The 18,251-nt window shown below is 67.2% G+C and carries 19 protein-coding genes; 14 read left to right on the top strand and 5 right to left on the bottom strand.

Annotation, left to right across the window (positions count from 1 at the left end; genetic code table 11):
• The 3 genes from J4H85_RS00965 to J4H85_RS00955 all read left to right on the top strand — a co-directional run bounded on the left by J4H85_RS00965 (window position 1) and on the right by J4H85_RS00955 (window position 1,928).
• Complete coding sequence (locus J4H85_RS00965; RefSeq protein WP_208236026.1) at window positions 1–1,227, top strand: pyridoxal phosphate-dependent aminotransferase; 1,227 nt, start codon at window positions 1–3, stop codon at window positions 1,225–1,227.
• 115 nt (window positions 1,228–1,342) lie between these two features.
• Window positions 1,343–1,618: a DUF7218 family protein gene (locus J4H85_RS13855; RefSeq protein WP_307863297.1), complete on the top strand. Its 276-nt coding sequence runs from the start codon at window positions 1,343–1,345 to the stop codon at window positions 1,616–1,618.
• Between the two features lie 61 nt (window positions 1,619–1,679).
• The gene (locus J4H85_RS00955) at window positions 1,680–1,928 is read left to right on the top strand and encodes a hypothetical protein (RefSeq protein ID WP_208237404.1); all 249 of its coding nucleotides are present in this window, start codon (window positions 1,680–1,682) and stop codon (window positions 1,926–1,928) included.
• Between the two features lie 40 nt (window positions 1,929–1,968).
• On the opposite strand, the gene J4H85_RS00950 is transcribed toward J4H85_RS00955, so the two are convergent.
• On the bottom strand, window positions 1,969–2,274 hold the full coding sequence (locus J4H85_RS00950) for a DUF7882 family protein (RefSeq protein WP_208236024.1): 306 nt from the start codon (window positions 2,272–2,274) through the stop codon (window positions 1,969–1,971).
• Between the two features lie 34 nt (window positions 2,275–2,308).
• Complete coding sequence (locus tag J4H85_RS00945) at window positions 2,309–2,659, bottom strand: DUF7882 family protein (protein WP_208236023.1); 351 nt, start codon at window positions 2,657–2,659, stop codon at window positions 2,309–2,311.
• 112 nt (window positions 2,660–2,771) lie between these two features.
• Here J4H85_RS00945 and rlmH point away from each other — a divergent pair, with 112 nt between their 5' ends.
• From rlmH to J4H85_RS00910, 7 genes are all read left to right on the top strand, one after another.
• Entirely contained in the window at window positions 2,772–3,230 is a 459-nt protein-coding gene (rlmH, locus tag J4H85_RS00940) for a 23S rRNA (pseudouridine(1915)-N(3))-methyltransferase RlmH (protein WP_208236022.1), read from the top strand.
• 270 nt (window positions 3,231–3,500) lie between these two features.
• Window positions 3,501–3,737: a glutaredoxin-like protein NrdH gene (nrdH, locus tag J4H85_RS00935; protein WP_208236020.1), complete on the top strand. Its 237-nt coding sequence runs from the start codon at window positions 3,501–3,503 to the stop codon at window positions 3,735–3,737.
• A 73-nt stretch (window positions 3,738–3,810) separates the two neighbouring features.
• Entirely contained in the window at window positions 3,811–4,212 is a 402-nt protein-coding gene (nrdI, locus tag J4H85_RS00930; RefSeq protein WP_208236018.1) for a class Ib ribonucleoside-diphosphate reductase assembly flavoprotein NrdI, read from the top strand.
• Between the two features lie 35 nt (window positions 4,213–4,247).
• Window positions 4,248–6,353 (top strand): class 1b ribonucleoside-diphosphate reductase subunit alpha, encoded by a 2,106-nt coding sequence (nrdE, locus tag J4H85_RS00925; RefSeq protein WP_208237256.1) that lies wholly within the window; start codon window positions 4,248–4,250, stop codon window positions 6,351–6,353.
• Window positions 6,354–6,425: 72 nt separating this feature from the next.
• Window positions 6,426–7,403 (top strand): class 1b ribonucleoside-diphosphate reductase subunit beta, encoded by a 978-nt coding sequence (gene nrdF / locus J4H85_RS00920; protein ID WP_208236016.1) that lies wholly within the window; start codon window positions 6,426–6,428, stop codon window positions 7,401–7,403.
• Window positions 7,404–7,506: 103 nt separating this feature from the next.
• A complete protein-coding gene (locus tag J4H85_RS14125) occupies window positions 7,507–8,748 on the top strand; it encodes a Fic family protein (protein ID WP_279591997.1) in 1,242 nt (413 codons plus the stop codon).
• Window positions 8,749–8,838: 90 nt separating this feature from the next.
• Complete coding sequence (locus J4H85_RS00910) at window positions 8,839–10,548, top strand: bifunctional 3'-5' exonuclease/DNA polymerase (protein WP_208236014.1); 1,710 nt, start codon at window positions 8,839–8,841, stop codon at window positions 10,546–10,548.
• Between the two features lie 22 nt (window positions 10,549–10,570).
• Here the strand turns inward: J4H85_RS00910 and J4H85_RS00905 are convergent, their stop codons facing one another.
• Complete coding sequence (locus J4H85_RS00905) at window positions 10,571–11,260, bottom strand: TetR/AcrR family transcriptional regulator C-terminal domain-containing protein (protein WP_208236012.1); 690 nt, start codon at window positions 11,258–11,260, stop codon at window positions 10,571–10,573.
• A 183-nt stretch (window positions 11,261–11,443) separates the two neighbouring features.
• Between J4H85_RS00905 and J4H85_RS00900 the strand changes: the two genes are divergently transcribed.
• Both J4H85_RS00900 and J4H85_RS00895 read left to right on the top strand, forming a co-directional pair.
• Window positions 11,444–12,910 (top strand): APC family permease, encoded by a 1,467-nt coding sequence (locus J4H85_RS00900; RefSeq protein ID WP_208236010.1) that lies wholly within the window; start codon window positions 11,444–11,446, stop codon window positions 12,908–12,910.
• On the top strand, window positions 12,907–14,574 hold the full coding sequence (locus J4H85_RS00895; protein ID WP_208236008.1) for an amidohydrolase: 1,668 nt from the start codon (window positions 12,907–12,909) through the stop codon (window positions 14,572–14,574). The genes J4H85_RS00900 and J4H85_RS00895 overlap by 4 nt, the downstream gene beginning before the upstream one ends.
• A 56-nt stretch (window positions 14,575–14,630) precedes the next feature.
• Here J4H85_RS00895 and J4H85_RS00890 read toward each other — a convergent pair whose 3' ends face one another.
• Entirely contained in the window at window positions 14,631–14,894 is a 264-nt protein-coding gene (locus J4H85_RS00890; RefSeq protein ID WP_208236006.1) for a GlsB/YeaQ/YmgE family stress response membrane protein, read from the bottom strand.
• Window positions 14,895–15,012: 118 nt separating this feature from the next.
• On the opposite strand from J4H85_RS00890, the gene J4H85_RS00885 reads away from it, so the two are divergent.
• Window positions 15,013–15,558, top strand: coding sequence for a TspO/MBR family protein (locus J4H85_RS00885; RefSeq protein WP_208236003.1), 546 nt, complete (start codon window positions 15,013–15,015; stop codon window positions 15,556–15,558).
• 7 nt (window positions 15,559–15,565) lie between these two features.
• Here the strand turns inward: J4H85_RS00885 and J4H85_RS00880 are convergent, their stop codons facing one another.
• Entirely contained in the window at window positions 15,566–16,717 is a 1,152-nt protein-coding gene (locus J4H85_RS00880) for an RsbRD N-terminal domain-containing protein (protein ID WP_208236001.1), read from the bottom strand.
• A 155-nt stretch (window positions 16,718–16,872) separates the two neighbouring features.
• On the opposite strand from J4H85_RS00880, the gene J4H85_RS00875 reads away from it, so the two are divergent.
• The gene (locus J4H85_RS00875) at window positions 16,873–18,204 is read left to right on the top strand and encodes an MFS transporter (RefSeq protein ID WP_208235999.1); all 1,332 of its coding nucleotides are present in this window, start codon (window positions 16,873–16,875) and stop codon (window positions 18,202–18,204) included.
• The last annotated feature ends 47 nt before the right edge of the window (window positions 18,205–18,251 follow it).

The following is an 18,251-nucleotide window of genomic DNA, read 5'->3' as shown; positions in this document are numbered from 1 at the left end:
ATGCGTCCGATTACTCAGTCACGGAAGCTCAGCGGGGTGCGCTACGACGTGCGCGGTCCGATCCTGCAGGAGGCCCAGCGCCTCGAACGTGACGGTCACGAGATCCTGAAGCTCAACATCGGCAACCCCGAGCCCTTCGGGTTCGAGGCGCCGGCAGAGATCGTCGACGAACTCCGTCGCGTGCTGCCCACAGCGCAGGGGTACAGCGACTCCCGGGGGATCCCGGCGGCGCGGCAGGCGGTGGCGCAGTTCTATGAGGATGAGGGCGTCACCGCCGTCACCGAGGACGACGTGTTCATCGGCAACGGCGTGAGTGAGATGATCTCGCTCGTGCTGCAGGCACTGGTGGACAGCGGGGACGAGATCCTGGTGCCGTCGCCGGATTACCCGCTCTGGACCGCGCAGGTTACGCTGTCCGGCGGTCACGCCGTCCACTACCCGTGCGACGAGTCGAACGGGTGGATGCCCGATCTCGAGGCGATCGAACGCCTCGTCACCGACCGCACCAAGGGCATCGTGCTCATCAACCCCAACAACCCCACGGGCGCTGTCTACTCGCCCGAGCTGGTGCGCGGGTTCGCGGCCCTCGCCGAGCGTCACGGCCTGGTGCTCATGGCCGACGAGATCTACGAGCAGATCCTGTACGACGGTGCGGTGCACGAGCACGCCGCGCTGCACGTGTCGGACACCCTGTGCCTGACGTTCAGCGGTCTCTCGAAGGCGCAGCGGATCGCGGGATACCGTGCGGGGTGGGTGGCCGTGAGCGGTGACCGCGATCGGGCACGCGACTTCCTGGAGGGGCTGACCCTGCTCGCGAACATGCGCATGTGCGCGAACGTGCCGGCGCAGTACGCGATCCCGATCGCGCTCGGCGCCGAGAGCGGGGGCAGCTCGATCGCGGAGCTCTGCGCGCCCGGCGGGCGTCTGCGGGAACAGCGCGACGCCGCGCACGGCCTGCTCACGCAGATTCCCGGCGTCGAGTGCACGCTGCCCGGGGGCGCGATGTACCTGTTCCCGCGACTGGATCCGGATCGCTACCCGATCGCCGACGACCAGGCGTTCGTGATCGACCTGCTGCGCGCCACGCACGTCCTCGTGACGAACGGGCGCGGTTTCAACCTGCCGACCCCCGATCACCTGCGCTTCGTGACGCTGCCCGCGGTGCCGGTGCTGACGGAGGCCATCGGCCGGATCGGGGAGTATCTGACCTCGGTGCGCGAGGACTGACAACGGCGGTTCGCGGAGAACCCGAAACCGAAAACAGTATCGGGATTCGATGCACCTGTCGAGGGGTGGTCGCACGCATTCCGATCTCGTACGTTGGGGATCTGGAGGTGGCAGCGTGCCGAAGCAGCAGCGAGACGAGAATCCGTCCATCAAGGACCCCGAACTCTACGAGCGACTGACCGAGGAGGGCGCTTCGAAGGAGAAGGCCGCCCGCATCGCGAACGCCGCCGCGCGCGACGGGCGCGAGAAGGTCGGCGAGCGCGGAGGCGAAGCCGAAGACTATGAGGAACGCACGGTTCCCGAGCTGCGTCAGCGCGCCAAGGAACTCGGGCTGAGCGGGTACTCGGACCTGCGCAAGGACGAGCTCATCCGGCGGCTGCGGCAGCACTGATCGAGCTCGTTCTCACCGCGCGAACCGCGCACCGTATTTCGCAATCGAAGCAGGAGGCATGATGAACGACCAGCAGCACGATCGTCGGGACCCTGACGCGACGAGCGACCCCGCACGGTCCGACGAGACCGGAGCGGACTGGGCCGATGAGGGCGGAGCGACCCCTGAGGGGCCGGCGACCGCCGAATCGGCAACCGAGAATTCCGGAAGCTCTGAGGGGCGTCCGGAGGATACGGGCGGGATCGACGCCGTCGCCGCGACGGCCGAGGAGATCCCCTCGACGCCCATCGCGTTCGACCCGCCCGCCTGAGGTCCGTGCGTGTTCGGGTGACGGAAGGCCGCCGCCCGGATTACGCCCGGGTGTTCAGCTCCGCGGCCGGTTCCGGCGTGAGGACGAGTCCGCCGCGCCCGTTGGCGAGCCCCATGAGGTGTTCGAGCCAGGCGTGGTTGATCTCGTGATTCTCGGTCGAGTCGAATTCGAACGTGACCGGGATCGATGGGTGTAGCCAGATGGTGCGGCGCGTCCCGTCCGCGTCCCAGGTGAAGACGATGCTCTCCTGCAGTGTGAGTTTGACGACCACCACGGAGCGCAGGTGCGCGAGCGTGCGATCGTCGAACTCGAACGTCTGCTCGTGTCCGTAGTGCAGTCTGCCCACTCGTGCCCTCGATTCTGTGGTATCGAGACTGAGACTACTCGAACTGCGGCTGTGTACCGTCCTGCGCACGCTGCGCGGCGTACGCCTCCGCCTCTTTCTCGCTGAGCAGAACGAGTCCGCGCGACGTGTTCGAGAGATCGTGCAGCACGTTGACCCAGGTCTGATTGAGCTCGGGAACGCGGCTGCCGGCGAAACGGAAGACGAGTGGGATGTTCGGCGACAACCAGATCGAGACGCGTCCACTGCCGCGGGAGACCGGGTTGGGCCAGCTGACGAAGAATGCCTCGCCGCGGCGGAGCTTCATGCCGATCGCGACTTTGGCGTGTGCGAGGGTGCGGTCTTCGATGTCGTACTCGATGCCGCTGCCGTAGATGAGGTGGCCCATGGGTATCAGAGTCCCACGGTGATGCCCGGCCCGTGTGCGGGCGCGCCGTGTCGAGCCGGGGATCCGGGCGACTTTTCGAGATCGGTCGACGCGCACCTGCGAAGATGGACGGGTGGCGGTCAGGATCCTCGCGGTAGGGAAGAAGCACGAGCGCTGGGTCGCCGACGGCATCGGCCGGTACGAGCAGCGGCTGCGCAAGCCCTTCGATGTGTCGTGGACGCTGCTGCCGCACTCCGCGCGCTCGGAAGAGGCGGCGCGCACCGAGGAATCGGATCGTCTGCTCGCGAAGGTCGACCGCGACGATGTCGTGGTGCTGCTCGACGAGCGCGGCGATAACCTGACGTCCCCCGGCCTCGCGCAGGCGCTGCAGCGAGCCTTCGATCGCTCAGCGCGAGTCTCACTCGTGATCGGAGGAGCGTACGGAGTGGACGAGCGGGTGCGCGCCCGGGCGGATCTCGTGTGGAGTCTGTCGCGCCTCGTCTTCCCGCATCAGCTCGTGCGGCTCATCGTCACGGAGCAGCTGTATCGCGCGCAGGAGATCTCGGCCGGGCGGCCGTATCACCACGAATAGGGGGTTTCACGCCGCCGCGAAGGCCTCGCTGGGCGACACGCCGGGAAGGGGCGGTGGAGGAAATTTCTTCACCCCTCCCGACGTTGTGGATAAGTGAGAGCGAGCGGCGAGAAATCGCCGAAAGTTGTCCCCAGAATGGAGCTCATCGCGGTGGATATCGCGTGAAAAACTACAGGGGTGTAACTACAGCATCTTGTGGTTGTCTCTCGTGTGGTTCACTATATGTAGTGCCTCGGATGGGGCATTAAGGTTTTGATCGAAGGGCGTGAAATGGCAACCACGGTGTACACGAAGCCGTCATGCGTGCAGTGCACGGCGACGTACCGAGCTCTTGACAGCAAGGGCATCGCGTACGACGTGATCGACCTCTCGGAGGACGAGACGGCGCTGGAGACGGTGAAGGGTCTGGGCTACCTGCAGGCACCCGTCGTGGTCACCGATGACGAGCACTGGTCGGGATTCCGCCCCGACAAGATCTCGGAGCTCGCCGGCCGCCTCGCCGACTAGTCCTGCTCCGGGAGACGATTCGATGCATCCGCATCTCGAGTCGCCTCCCGGTCTGGTTCGACCGGAGGTGCGAATGGCGGATCTCGTCTACTTCTCCAGCGCATCGGGCAACACCCATCGCTTCATCGAGAAGCTCGGGCGCCCCGCGGCGCGGATCCCGCTCTATGCGCGGGAAGAGCCGCTCCTGGTCGATGAACCGTTCGTTCTCGTCGTGCCGACCTACGGTGGCGGGCCTGAGACGAAGGCCGTTCCGAAGCAAGTGATCCGCTTTCTCAATGATGAGCGCAATCGTCGCCACCTCCGTGGCGTGATCGCAGCGGGAAACACGAACTTCGGGGACGCGTACGGCATCGCGGGAGACATCATCGCCCGCAAGTGCGAGGTGCCGCACCTCTATCGATTCGAACTCTTTGGAACACCGGACGACGTCACCGCCGTCCGAGAAGGATTGGAACAGTTTTGGAAACTCTCGTGAGTGAGCCGGGCCTCGACTCGTCGAAGGTCAGCGACATGGACTACCACTCGCTGAACGCGATGCTCAATCTGTACGACGCCGACGGCATGATCCAGTTCGACAAGGATCGCGAGGCCGCGCGGCAGTACTTCCTGCAGCACGTCAACCAGAACATGGTGTTCTTCCACTCGTTCGACGAGCGGATGCGCTACCTGCTCGACAACGACTACTACGAGCGCGAGCTCATCGAGCAGTACTCGGTCGACTTCATCGAGCGGCTCACGAACGAGGCGTTCGCGCTGAAGTTCCGCTTCCCGACCTTTCTCGGCGCGTTCAAGTTCTTCACGTCGTACGCGCTGAAGACGTTCGACGGCAAGCGGTACCTCGAGCGCTTCGAGGATCGCGTCGTGATGGTCGCCCTCGGTCTGGCCCGCGGCGATCAGAACCTCGCCCGCGGTCTCGTCCACGAGATCCTCTCGGGTCGCTTCCAGCCCGCGACCCCGACGTTCCTGAACCTCGGCAAGGCGCAGCGCGGCGAACTCGTCTCCTGCTTCCTCCTGCGCATCGAGGACAACATGGAGTCGATCTCGCGTGGCATCAACTCGTCGCTGCAGCTCTCGAAGCGCGGCGGCGGCGTCGCCCTGCTCCTCTCGAACGTGCGCGAGGCCGGCGCTCCGATCAAGAAGATCGAGAACCAGTCTTCGGGCATCATCCCCGTGATGAAGCTGCTCGAAGACAGCTTCAGCTACGCCAACCAGCTGGGCGCGCGTCAGGGCGCCGGCGCCGTCTACCTGTCGGCGCACCACCCCGACATCATGCGCTTCCTCGACACCAAGCGCGAGAACGCGGACGAGAAGATCCGGATCAAGACCCTCTCGCTCGGCGTCGTGATCCCCGACATCACGTTCGAACTCGCGAAGAAGAACGAGGACATGTACCTCTTCTCGCCGTACGACGTCGAGCGCGTCTACGGGGTGCCCTTCGGCGACATCTCGGTCTCCGAGAAGTATCACGAGATGGTCGACGACTCGCGCATCAAGAAGACGAAGATCAACGCGCGCCACTTCTTCCAGACCATCGCCGAGCTGCAGTTCGAGTCCGGCTACCCGTACATCGTGTTCGAAGACACCGTGAACCGTGCGAACCCGATCAAGGGCCGCATCAACATGTCGAACCTCTGCTCCGAGATTCTGCAGGTCAACACTCCCACCACCTACACGGAGGACCTGGGCTACGACCTCATCGGCAAGGACATCTCGTGCAACCTCGGGTCGATGAACATCGCGATGATGATGGACGGGGAGCACTTCAGCTCGAGCGTTGAGCTCGCCATCCGCGCCCTCTCGGCCGTGAGCGACATGAGCCACATCTCGTCGGTGCGCTCGATCGAGGACGGCAACGACAAGTCGCACGCGATCGGCCTCGGTCAGATGAACCTGCACGGGTACCTCGCTCGCGAGCACATCCACTACGGTTCGGAAGAAGGCATCGACTTCACGAACATCTACTTCTACACGATCCTGTTCCACGCGCTCCGCGCATCGAACGCGATCGCGAAGGAGCGCGGCGAGCAGTTCGAGGGCTTCGCCGACTCGAAGTACGCGTCGGGCGAGTTCTTCGACACCTACACCGACCAGGTGTGGGAGCCGGCGACCGCACGGGTCCGTGAGCTGTTCACCTCGTCGAACGTCGACATCCCGACCCAGGACGACTGGCGTGAGCTCAAGGCCAACGTGCAGCAGTACGGCATCTACAACCAGAACCTGCAGGCGGTGCCCCCGACCGGATCGATCTCGTACATCAACAACTCGACGAGCTCGATCCACCCGATCGCGTCGAAGATCGAGATCCGCAAGGAGGGGAAGCTCGGCCGCGTCTACTACCCGGCGCCGTTCCTCACCAACGACAACCTCGAGTACTACGAGGACGCCTACGAGATCGGGCCGGAGAAGATCATCGACACGTACGCGGCGGCGACGCAGCACGTGGATCAGGGGCTCTCGCTGACGCTCTTCTTCAAGGACACCGCGTCGACGCGCGAGATCAACCGGGCGCAGATCTACGCGTGGCGCAAGGGGATCAAGACGATCTACTACATCCGCCTCCGTCAGCTCGCGCTCGAGGGCACGGACATGGAAGAGTGCGTCAGCTGCATGCTCTAAGCTCCCCCCGGAGCTTCCGACACCGCAGCTGACCAGGCCCAGAGGCCGACCAGGCCCCAGAAGAAGGAAACGATGAACGCGCAGCCGCTGAAACTCGTCGACCACGTGCAGGCGATCAACTGGAACCGGATCCAGGACGACAAGGACCTCGAGGTCTGGAACCGTCTGGTGAACAACTTCTGGTTGCCCGAGAAGGTGCCGCTCTCGAACGACGTGCAGTCGTGGAACACGTTGACGCCTGAGGAGCAGCTGCTCACCATGCGCGTGTTCACGGGGCTCACGCTGCTCGACACGATCCAGGGCACGGTCGGCGCGGTGTCGCTGATCCCCGACGCGATCACCCCGCACGAGGAGGCGGTGTACACCAACATCGCCTTCATGGAGTCGGTGCACGCGAAGAGCTACTCCTCGATCTTCTCGACGCTCGCGTCGACGCAGGAGATCGACGACGCGTTCCGTTGGTCGATCGAGAACCCGAATCTGCAGAAGAAGGCGCAGATCATCATCGACTACTACACCGGTGAGGATCCGCTGAAGCGCAAGATCGCGTCGACCCTGCTGGAGTCGTTCCTGTTCTACTCGGGCTTCTACCTGCCCATGTACTGGTCGAGCCACGCGAAGCTGACGAACACTGCCGACCTCATCCGGCTCATCATCCGCGACGAGGCCGTGCACGGCTATTACATCGGCTACAAGTTCCAGAAGGGGCTCGAGAACGAGACCGAGGAGCGCCGTCAGGAGCTCAAGGACTGGACTTTCTCGCTGCTGTTCGACCTCTACGAGAACGAGGTGCAGTACACGCAGGATCTGTACGACGGCGTCGGCCTCACCGAAGACGTCAAGAAGTTCCTGCACTACAACGCGAACAAGGCGCTCATGAACCTCGGGTACGAGCCGATGTTCCCGAAGGAGATGACGGACGTCAACCCGGCGATCCTGTCATCGCTGTCGCCCAACGCGGACGAGAACCACGACTTCTTCTCGGGATCGGGCTCGTCCTACGTCATCGGCAAGGCCGTCGCTACCGAAGACGAGGACTGGGACTTCTAGGCCGCCCGCGCGGCCGCATCTGTACTCAACAAGCGCCGAACAACCGTGGGTTCATGAGCAGCTTACCCACACTTAGCGCGTGAAGTGTGGGTAAGCTGCTCACATGCCCTCAGGTCCTGATCGCGCCAGCGTCCCGATTGAGCCGGTCTCCTTCGAAACGCTCGATTGGCATCCTCGCGCGCCCGAGATGTATTCGCGGGCTGAAGTCTCGCGGCAGACCGGGCCGTATCGGGCGGCACTGCCGGCCCTGATCGGCGACTGGTCGCCGCGCTTCGACGTCGAGGATTCGTCTGACATCGAAGACGCGACACGTCGTCTGGTGGAATTCGACTCGCATGCGCAACGCCACCTCGGTACGGACAGCCCTGCACTGGGGCCGATGACCGCGATCCTGCTCCGCACGGAGTCCGCCTCGAGCTCGCAGATCGAACAGTTGACGACGTCGGCGAAGCAGCTCGCGCTGGCGGAGATCGACGAGGGTGCGAAAGCCAACGCGCTCACGGTGATTGGCAACGTTCGGGCCATGGAGGCAGCGCTGCGACTCGCCGACGAGGTGAGTGAAGAGTCGATGCTCGCGATGCATCGGGCGCTCATGCTCCACCAGCCCGGATTCGATCCTGCTGCCGCCGGACGCTACCGGGCGGAACTCGTGTGGATCGGGCCGGGTGATGCCGGACCCCGTACCGCCGACTTCGTCGCACCGCATCACGACCGAATTCACGATGCCATCCGGGATCTGGTGCACTTCTCACGGCGCGAGGATATGCCGGTGCTCGCTCAGGTCGCGGTCGCGCACGCCCAGTTCGAGACCATCCACCCGTTCCCCGACGGCAATGGTCGCACCGGGCGCGCATTGGCGCAGTCGATCTTACGGAACAAGGGCCTCGTCGGTTCGACGGCCGTGCCGATCTCGGCCGGCCTTCTCGTCGATATTCGCCGTTACTTCGCGGCACTCAACGCGTTCCGGGCGGGCGATGCGGGGCCCATCATCCGCGAGTTCGCGAACGCGAGTCGCGTTGCAGCGACGACCGGAATGCGGCTCGTCGACGAACTCGCCACGCAGCTGGCGGAGTCGAGAGATCGGCTCGATGGGCTCCGCTCTGATGCCGCGGCCTGGCGCATCCTTCCGGCGCTCGTCGCCCAGCCGGTGATCAACACGAAGTATCTCGTCCGAGAACTCGGGCTCGGCGAGATGGCCGCGCTGCGATCGCTCAGCGCACTCACCGAGCGCGACGTGCTGATCGAGACGACCGGTCGCGCGCGCGGCCGCGTGTGGCAGCACCGCGGCATCCTCGGGGTGCTCGACGCGTATGCGGCCGAGATCAGACGCATGTCGATGCAGTAGCACGCGGCACACGTCGGTGGTCGCCGCTACGGTGAAGAGGTGACCGCACCGTCTTCTCAGCGCTCAGGGCCTGCGCGCCCGAGGTGGTGCGTGCTCGGCACGGTGGCGGGCGGCGGCATCGGTGCGGTCGATGTGGGGTCCGACGGTGCGACCGGTGAACCGGTCGAGCTCACTCTCGACGCGCTGCCCGACTACGTGCGCGCGCAAGAGGCGTCGCACGCGCCCCGCTGGGTGTGGAGCGATTCCGCCCACTGGCTTCCGGGCCTCCTGACGAGCGGGGTCACTGTGGCGCGATGTCACGACCTGCGCCTCTGCCACGGGATCCTCGCGCGATCCGCGTACACGGGGGATCGCGCGCCGCTCGTCACCGCAGAGGAGTGGCGTCGGGCGGTTGAGGAGCCGGTGGTCGCATCGCCGACGGCGACGCTGTTCGACCTCGAGATCGAGCACGCCGACCGCGCCACCGTACCCGCCGACCTCCCCGCCGCACTCGCCGAGTTCGCCCGCCAGCGCGCCGCGCTCGACTCGAGCGGCGCGGACGGGCGGCGGCTGCGCATCCTGCTCGCCGCGGAATCTGCGGGGGCGCTCATCGCGGCAGAGATGCGCTCGGCAGGGCTGCCGTGGAGTGCCGAGGAGCACGACCGTCTGCTCAGCGAGGCGCTCGGCCCGCGGCCCGCGAGCGGCATGAAACCGGCCGGGATGGTCGCGCTCGCCGAGCGGATCGAGGGCGCGCTCGGGGTGCGCGGGCTCTCGATCGATTCCGCGCCGAAACTGCTGCAGGCGCTCCGCGGCGCGGGCATCGACGTGCAGTCGACCTCGCAGTGGGAGCTCATAGAGCACGAGCACCCCGCGATCGCGCCGCTGCTGCAGTACAAGAAGCTCGCCCGCCTCCTCGCGGCGAACGGGTGGTCCTGGATCGACGAGTGGGTGCGCAACGACCGCTACCGCCCGGTCTATGTTCCCGGCGGGGTCGTGACCGGGCGATGGGCGTCGAGCGGTGGCGGCGCACTCCAGATCCCGCGTCGCCTGCGCCCCGCGATCCGGGCCGACGCGGGCTGGACGTTCGTGTCGGCCGATGTCGCTCAGCTGGAACCCCGCGTGCTCGCCGCCATGTCGGGCGACCGTGCCATGGCGATCGCCGGGCAAGGGAAGGATCTCTACGCCGGCATCGTCGAGAGCGGTGCCGTACCGTCGCGGCAGGACGCGAAGATCGCGGTGCTCGGCGCCATGTACGGATCGACGAGCGGCGACGCCGGCCGCCTCGTGCCACGACTGCGCCGCATCTACCCGCACGCGATGCGCCTGGTCGACGACGCCGCCGCGACAGGGGAGCGGGGCGGCATCGTCTCGACCTGGCTGGGGCGATCCTCTCCGGCACCCGACCCCGAATGGTTCGACCTGCAGGCACGGGCGCAGGCGAACGCCGCCACGGCGGCGGATGAGTCCCGGGCCCGCCGCGCCTCCCGAGACCACGGACGCTTCACCCGCAACTTCATCGTGCAGGGCACGGCGGCGGAGTGGGCGCTCGCCTGGATGGCCGACCTCCGGCTGCGCCTCGCCCGTTTCCCGGAGACGAGCGGCGATCGGGCTCCGGCGTCCGGGTCGGCGTTCGAACGCCGTGCTCACTTGGCGTTCTTCCTCCACGACGAGGTCATCATTCACGCCCCGCTCGACCAGGCGGAGGCCGCGGCCACGGCCATCCGTGACGCTACAGCGGCGGCCGGCCGGCTGCTCTTCGGCGACGCCCCGGTGGAGTTCGCGCTCGACGTGGTGATCGGACGCACGGCGACGAAGGAGTGAGCGCGGGCTCGGTCCGCGCTCCCTACCTGTCGTGCGCCACGCGGGATGCGGCGCGCGCGCTCCGCTGGGCTTCCAGGCCGGCGATCAGCAGATTCAGGCCGGCCTCGAACGCCTGGTCGGCCGGGCCGGCGCCGCTGTCCGCGGTCCGCATGTCGCGCTCCGCGTACGCCGCGGAGAAGTGGGGGATATCCGCGCGATCGCCGGGAGACATCATGTCGGCGGGAGCCGCCGCGTCGAGCGCCGATCCGAGGATGAACGACTCCATCGCGACCAGGATGTTCAGCGCTTCGGCTCGCTCCCAGCCCTCCCGATACAGCACCTCGATGACCTGCTCGTACGTGCCGAAGATCTCGGAATCCGTCTCGAATGGCATGACCGCCAGCAGGGCGATGGTGGGCGGGTGGCTGGCGAACACTTCTCGGTAGGAGTGCGCCCACGTGATGAGCGCCTCGTCCCAGCGCTGCGTCACGAACGGGGCGACCGTGATGCGCGTGGCGATGACCTCGCGGATGCCCCGGAAGACATCGTCCTTGCTGGCGACGTGGTTGTAGAGCGCGGACGGGCGCACACCGAGGCGGCGCGCGATGTCGCGCATGCCGAACCCGTCGCGGCCGTGCAGATCGAGCAGGTCGAGCGCGGTCTCGACGATCAGCACGCGGGAGAGCACGTTCTCGTTCGGTCTGCCGACCCCTCGCTGCCGTTCGCCTGCCATCGGAGTCCTTCCGTGTGCTTCATCGTCACATGCTGAGAAAAGTGCGTGGAGAACTCGCGCTGAGCCCTCGTGAGACTTATCCTAGTGAAGCTAAAAAGAACATTGTTCATTTTGCCGGTGGGATCCAACGATGGATTCTGCTGCTCACTCCCGGCGTATGCCGCTGTATTTCAGGAGTTCCCTGTGAGCCAAGCAACCGGTGCGCACCTCAAGCGCACTCTCGGCGTCTTCACCCTGACCCTCTTCGGGTTGTCGTACATGGCGGTCGGAACCGTCTTCACCACCTACGGCATCGTCAACCAGCTCACCGAGGGCCACCTCGTCGATTCCTACATCGTCGCCCTCGTCGTCATGCTGTTCACCGCCGGAAGCTACGCGGCGATGGTGCGGCGCTACCCGGTCGCCGGATCCGCGTACACCTACTCGCAGCAGGCGTTCGGCGGCACCACCGGGTTCCTGACGGGGTGGGTGCTCATGCTCGACTACCTCTTCATCCCGATGATCAACTTCCTGATTCTCGGTCTCTACGTCGGCACCCAGTTCCCGAGCGTGCCGAGCTGGATCTTCACCCTCGCCGCCCTCATCGGCGTCTTCGTCTTCAACGTGCTCGGCATCTCGCTCGTCGGCAAGATCAACACGGTCATCGTGGTCGTCTCCGTCGCCGCGGTGCTCGTCTTCGCGATCCTCGCGATCAAGGCCGCGATCAACGACCCCAACGCTCCGTCGCTGCTCGAGCCCTTCATTCCCGGTTCGGTCGGGTACAGCCCCATCTTCACCGGCGCTGCGGTGCTCGCCCTGTCGTTCCTCGGCTTCGACGCCGTCTCCACTCTCTCGGAAGAGGCGAAGCACCCGCGCCGCGATATTCCCCGCGCCATCATGCTGACGACCATCGTCGGCGGACTGCTCTTCATCTTCGTCTCGTACGTCGGTGCGCGGGCGTACTTCCTCGCCGACTGGAGCACCGCATCCGATGACCTCATCAACGCCGCCGGAGCCGTGCTCTTCGCGCACGTCGGCGGCGAGGTGCTCGCCGTGATCTTCGTGATCATCACCGTTGCCGGCTGCTTCGGCTCCGGTCTCGCCGGCCAGGTCGCGGTGTCGCGCATCCTGTACTCGATGGGTCGGGACGGGATCCTGCCCAAACCGCTCGGCACGCTCTCGAAGCGCTTCGGCACGCCCGTCGTCGCGGCGACCACCGTCTCGGTCGTCGCACTCGCCAGCCTGTTCGTGAGCCTCGACCAGGCCGCCTTCATGATCAGCTTCGGTGCGCTGGCCGCCTTCGCGATGGTGAACTTGTCGGTGATCCGCACCTACCTCTTCCCGCAGGGCGGGCGCACCGAACCCGTGAGCGCGTGGGGGTGGTTCCGCTACGGCGTGCTGCCGCTCATCGGCTTCGGGCTGACGATCTGGCTGTGGACCTCGCTCGAGGGTCTGACCTGGGTCATCGGCGGCATCTGGGTGGCGATCGGTGTCGTGATCCTCGCACTGAAGACCGGGTTCTTCCGGAAGCCGGTACCGAAGCTCAACTTCTCGGAGGAGATCCCGTCGACCGAGACGATCGACGCCCTGTCGGCCGAGTACCCGCTCGACGCGCACGCCGCTGCGGCGTCGGCGCAGGTACCGGGTCGCGCGGACGGAGCACAGCGATGACCACGACGCTCTACCGCAACGCCGTCGTGTTCACTGCCGATGCGACGCCGGGCCAGCCGGCGCCGGTCGCCGAAGCGTTCGCGGTCGCGGCCGGGCGATTCGTCGCCGTCGGCTCGCTCGACGACGTGCGTGCGGCCATCGGCGCGTCCGGAGACGCGGCGGGATCGCCGGGCATCGTCGAGGTCGATCTCGACGGGCGATTCGTCGCGCCCGGGGTGATCGACGCGCACACTCACCTCGTCGGGTTCGGCGATGCCCTCGCCCGCGTGCAGTTGCGCGACTGCGGCTCGCTCGCCGAGATGCACGAGCGCCTCGCCGCCGCGAGAGCGGCGGATCCGACCGCGGAGCGCGTGCTCGGCAGCGGGTGGCTCTTCGACGCGGTCGATGGCGGGCAGCCCACCGCCGCGATGCTCGACGCCGTCCTCCCCGACGTGCCGGTCTACCTCGACGCCAACGACTTCCACTCGGTGTGGGTCAACTCCGCCGCACTCGCCGAGATGGGGGTCGACGCGTCGACGCCGAACCCGGTGGGCGGAGAGATCGTGCGCGACGCCGCGGGACGGGCGACCGGCCTGCTGCTGGAGACCGCGGGCACGCAGCTCGCCGGTGCGTTCCTGAGTGCGCAGGCGACCGAGGACGATGTGGTGGCGGCCCTCGACCGCGCCTTCGCCGCGTACCTCGCCGTCGGCGTCACCGGCGCCACCGAGATGTCGCTGAGCGCGCCGGAAGTCGCCGGGCTGCGCGCCATCATCGCGCGCGACGGCGGGCTGCCGTTCCCGATCACGGCCCACTGGATTCTCGAGCCGACCGGGGACACCGGTCGCGACCTCGCGGGTGTGGACGGCATCGTGGAGCTGCGCGACGCGCTCGCCGCGGGACCCGAAGCGGAGTGGATGCGCGTCGCCGGCGTGAAGTTCATCATGGACGGCACGATCGACGCGTGCACCGCGACGATGATCGCCCCGTACGCCAACGGGACGAACGCCGAGCCGATCTGGACGGCGGGACGGATCATGCCGGTCGCCGAAGCCGCCGACCGGGCCGGCCTGCAGATCGCCATGCACGCGATCGGCGATCGGACGAGTCAGATCGCGCTCGACGTGGTCGAGCACTGCGTGCGCGCCAACGGCCCGCGTGCGCGGCGCCATCGCATCGAGCACCTCGAGAGCGTGTCCGATGACACGATCGCGCGCATGGGCGATCTCGGTGTGATCGCGTCGATGCAGCCGGTGCACTGTGATCCCGCGGTGCTCGACAACTGGAAGGCGCAACTCGGCGACGAGCGTCAGGAACGCGGCTTCCCGTGGCAGAAGTTCCGTGCCGCCGGGGTGCCGATCACGCTCGGCACGGACGCTCCGACCGCACCGCATGAACCGCTGCCGAACCTGTACATCGCGTTGACCGGCGGGTCGGTGCTCGCGCCCGAGCGCGACCCGTATCACCCGGAACGCGCGTTCACCCCGGCCGAAGCGCTGACCGCGCTGACGGCGGGCGGCGCGTACGCGGGCGGCATGGACACCACGACCGGCCGCGTGCGTCCGGGGCTCAGCGCCGACTTCATCGTGATCGACGTGAATCCGCTCGAGTCGGACCCGACAGCGGTGCTGACGTCTCGGGTGCACCGCACGTTCGTGCGGGGCGCCGAGCGCCACCGAGCCGTCTGAGCGCCTGCCGCGAGTGCCGGCACCCGAACTCGGGCGCCGGCACTCGCGGCACCGTCTCAGGCCTTCTTGCGGCCGAAGAGCAGTCCCCAGATCAGCAGGACCACGAGCGACCCGCCGATGGCGAGCGCCCAGGTCTGCAGCGACCAGAACTCCTCGAGCGGTGCGTCGAAGAGCAGCGACCCGAGCCACCCTCCCACGACCGCGCCGACGACGCCGAGGATCAGGGTGACGATCCAGCCGCCGGCCTGCTTGCCCGGCATGATGGCCTTCGCGATCGCTCCCGCGATCAGGCCGAGGATGATGAATGCGAAGAATCCCATGGTGCCCTCCTCAAAGAAACCGGTCGAACACTGGTATTACACCTGTTGAGGTTCGCGGAGGTCAAGGAGTCGAGAGGCGTGTCCGCCGCTCGTATCGGTGCCGTACAGTGAAGCGGACATGACTGCATCACTCGCCACACCGTCGACCGTCACGCCCCCGCGTGGCCGGCAGATCCTCGTGCTCATCGCGATGATCGCGGCCGTCGCGCTCGTCTCCGTTCTGGGGTCGCTCGCGTCGACCGCCAACGTCGAGGGCTGGTACCAGGACGCGAACAAGGTGCCGTGGAACCCGCCGGGCTCCGTGTTCGGCCCCGCATGGGGCGTGCTCTACGCGGCGAACGCGGTGGTCGGTTTCCTGCTGTGGCGCTCCGGGTACCGGGGGGCGGGCGAGCCCAATGCGTCGCGACGCGCCCTCACCGTGTTCGGGGTGCAGCTCGGCCTGAACCTCATGTGGACGCCCACGTTCTTCGCCGGATACCCGATCGTCGGTGAGCCGGCGTGGTGGGGCGGTCTCGTCGTCATCACAGCGCTCATCGTCGCGGTGATCTGGCTCATGGTGCTCGCGAAGCGTCGGTCACTGACGGCGACGATCCTGCTCGTGCCCTACCTGCTCTGGCTGCTCTTCGCGTCGACGCTGAACATCGGCATCATCGCGCTCAACTGACGCCGGTTCACGCCCATCCGACCACGAGTCGGGCCGCCTGCTGCGGCACGAACGGGTCGATGCCGGTGAGTCGGGCGAACCGTCCGAGCCGGTTCGTGAGCGTGTTGCGGTGGCAGTAGAGGCGCGCGGCCGAGGCGCTCACGCTGCCGGTGATGAGGTAGTCGCGTACCGCGTCGACGAGCCGTTCCCGCTCCGCGGGGCCGCACGAGTCGAGGGCGCGCTCCACATCGGCGATCACGGGGTGGCCGGCGTGGGCGAGCCGCTCCTGCGCGACACGCGCCCATCCGCGCTCCCAGGTCATGGCGCGCGTGTCGTCGAGGTCGAGCGCTTGGGCGAGCACGCGCGCCGTGGCGGCGGACTCCTGCACGTCGACGAGTCCGCGCGGTGCGGCGCACGCGCCGACCCGGTGGTCCGCGATGCCGCGGAGGAAGGTGGCGATCCGGGATCCCGGGTAGTCGACCGAGCGGGTGAAGGCGATCAGCGTGTCGCCGAGGTGGTGCGTCAGGATCGTCGCCCCGGCGCGTTCGCCCTCGGCGATGAGCGCGCGGAGCGGAGGCATGTCGTCGCCGATCGCGGCCGCCACCAGCAGTGGGGCGTCATGGGGGAGGCCCAGGTCGCCCCCGATCTGTACGAGCTGCACGTCGGTGGGACTCGGGGATTGGAACAGTCGCGCGATGAGTCCTTGCCGCACCGATGACGCCTCCTCGCGGATGCGGTGCAGCTCGGTCATGTACGCGCTCTGCGCCTGCCCCGCGTACTCGTCGACTGCGGCCAGGACGACGCCGGCCTGCCGCACGAGGAGGCCGGCGTCCTCGGGTTCGGCGATCTCGGAGATCGCGTGCCAGAGCACCGTGAAGTCGAGACGGATCGCGGTCATCAGCGACGTGATCGGGATCCCGGCGCGCGCACGGGTCACACCGACATCGCGCGCGGCGGGCAGGAACTCGGCGACGTCCTCGGAGCGCAGACGGTCGAGCAGCGCGGCGAAGGTGAGGGTGCCGGTGCGGAGGACCTCGGTCATCGGCACGGGCGGAGGGTCGTAGTCGGGTACGGCGGGCAGGAGCGAGGTGAATCGGTCCGCGAGCACTCGGGCGTCGAGTCTGTCGACGAGCGCGCACCAGCGCTCGTGAGTCGCGGACGCGCGGAGATCGGCAGGCATACGGACAGGATATGTGCAGATGCACTGTTTCGGTGGAACATGTGGCGAAGAATGCCCGGTCCACCGGGGCGAAGTTCCACCTAGGCTCGAATGCGCGGGCACTGCAGTTCGCGCACGGAACCGACCACGCACGATCACGAACTCGACGGAGAGACATGACCGAGACGACCCCGACTGCGGCGATCGAGTACGACGCCGCACAAGAATTGACCGTGAAGGACGCCAACAAGGTCGCCGTGGGAGCGCTGATCGGAACGGCGCTCGAGTGGTACGACTTCTTCCTGTTCAGCGCGGCCGCCGCACTGGTGTTCAACGTGCAGTACTTCGCCAGCGAGAACGCGACGGCCGCCGCCCTCGCGTCGTTCGCCACGTTCGGTGTCGGCCTCGCCGCCCGCCCGATCGGCGGCATCATCTTCGGAGCGATGGGCGACCGGATCGGCCGCCGCAAGGTGCTGATGATCACGATCGTCGGCATCGGACTCGTCACCGGTCTCATCGGCATGCTGCCGACCTACGCCGCGATCGGGATCGGGGCGCCGATCCTGCTCGTGCTCATGCGCATCCTGCAGGGTCTCTTCGTCGGCGGCGAGTGGTCCGGAGCGATGACCATCGTGGTCGAGAATGCGCCGCTCCATCTGCGGGCGCGGTACGCGGCCATCCCGCAGATCGGCTCGCCGATCGGCACGATCCTCTCGTCCGGCGGATTCTTCGTGATGACGCTCCTCTTCTCGCAGGACAACTTCGACGCGTGGGGCTGGCGCATCCCGTTCCTCGTCGCGATCCCGATGCTGCTGATCGCCCTGTACATTCGCAGCCGCCTCGAGGAGTCGCCGGTGTTCCGTCAGCTCGAAGCGTCGGGCGAGGTCGAGAAGAGCCCCGTGCTCACGACGTTCAAGAACAGCTGGAAGCACATCATCATCGGTATGGCCGCCGCGCTCCTCGGCGTCGGCGGGTTCTACCTCGTCACGGCGTTCTGCGTCTGGTACGGCGTGAACGTGCTCGGCTACAGTTCGCAGCTCATGCTGCTCGGCAGCATGGTCGCCGCAGCGGTCGAGATCCCGGTGCTCATCCTGGGCGGCCGTCTGGGTGCCCGGTTCGGCGCGAGCAAGGTGATCATCTACGGCGGGATCGCATCGGCGATCGTCGCGTTCCCCGCGTTCATGCTGCTGGAGTCTGGCGTCTCGGTGCTCGTCGTACTCGGCATGACGCTCGCGGTCTCGGCACTCTCGTTCCCCTACGCCGCGTCGGGGACGGTGCTCACGGGCCTGTTCCCCGCGAAGACGCGGTACACCGGCGTCGGCATGGCGCAGAACGCCGCGGGCATGCTGTCGGGCTTCATCCCGCTGCTCGCCACCGGGTTCGTCGCCGCGGCCGCGAATCACTGGTGGCCCGCGGCGCTGATGCTCGTGCTGCTGTCGGCGTTCACGGCGTTCGCCGGCGTGGTCGCTCCGCGCATGAGCGTGAACCTCCCGGGCTTCAAGCACTGACGCCGCACCGACCCCACTCGTCACTCCTCTCCGAAAGCAGCTGAGCC

The organism is Leucobacter tardus (genome assembly GCF_017583045.1).
Taxonomy (GTDB): Bacteria; Actinomycetota; Actinomycetes; order Actinomycetales; family Microbacteriaceae; genus Leucobacter; species Leucobacter tardus.
Note: the sequence above shows the minus strand (reverse complement) of the source record. Positions and strands in the feature narration are given on the sequence as shown.

Excerpts from the sequence above, each read along its gene's own strand:
- J4H85_RS00965 (WP_208236026.1), top strand. The coding sequence starts at position 1 with ATGCGTCCGATTACTCAGTCACGGAAGCTCAGCGGGGTGCGCTACGAC.
- J4H85_RS00955 (WP_208237404.1), top strand. The coding sequence starts at position 1,680 with ATGAACGACCAGCAGCACGATCGTCGGGACCCTGACGCGACGAGCGAC.
- J4H85_RS00945 (WP_208236023.1), bottom strand. The coding sequence starts at position 2,659 with ATGGGCCACCTCATCTACGGCAGCGGCATCGAGTACGACATCGAAGAC.
- nrdH (WP_208236020.1), top strand. The coding sequence starts at position 3,501 with ATGGCAACCACGGTGTACACGAAGCCGTCATGCGTGCAGTGCACGGCG.
- nrdI (WP_208236018.1), top strand. The coding sequence starts at position 3,811 with ATGGCGGATCTCGTCTACTTCTCCAGCGCATCGGGCAACACCCATCGC.
- nrdE (WP_208237256.1), top strand. The coding sequence starts at position 4,248 with ATGGACTACCACTCGCTGAACGCGATGCTCAATCTGTACGACGCCGAC.
- nrdF (WP_208236016.1), top strand. The coding sequence starts at position 6,426 with ATGAACGCGCAGCCGCTGAAACTCGTCGACCACGTGCAGGCGATCAAC.
- J4H85_RS14125 (WP_279591997.1), top strand. The coding sequence starts at position 7,507 with ATGCCCTCAGGTCCTGATCGCGCCAGCGTCCCGATTGAGCCGGTCTCC.
- J4H85_RS00905 (WP_208236012.1), bottom strand. The coding sequence starts at position 11,260 with ATGGCAGGCGAACGGCAGCGAGGGGTCGGCAGACCGAACGAGAACGTG.
- J4H85_RS00895 (WP_208236008.1), top strand. The coding sequence starts at position 12,907 with ATGACCACGACGCTCTACCGCAACGCCGTCGTGTTCACTGCCGATGCG.
- J4H85_RS00890 (WP_208236006.1), bottom strand. The coding sequence starts at position 14,894 with ATGGGATTCTTCGCATTCATCATCCTCGGCCTGATCGCGGGAGCGATC.
- J4H85_RS00885 (WP_208236003.1), top strand. The coding sequence starts at position 15,013 with ATGACTGCATCACTCGCCACACCGTCGACCGTCACGCCCCCGCGTGGC.
- J4H85_RS00880 (WP_208236001.1), bottom strand. The coding sequence starts at position 16,717 with ATGCCTGCCGATCTCCGCGCGTCCGCGACTCACGAGCGCTGGTGCGCG.
- J4H85_RS00875 (WP_208235999.1), top strand. The coding sequence starts at position 16,873 with ATGACCGAGACGACCCCGACTGCGGCGATCGAGTACGACGCCGCACAA.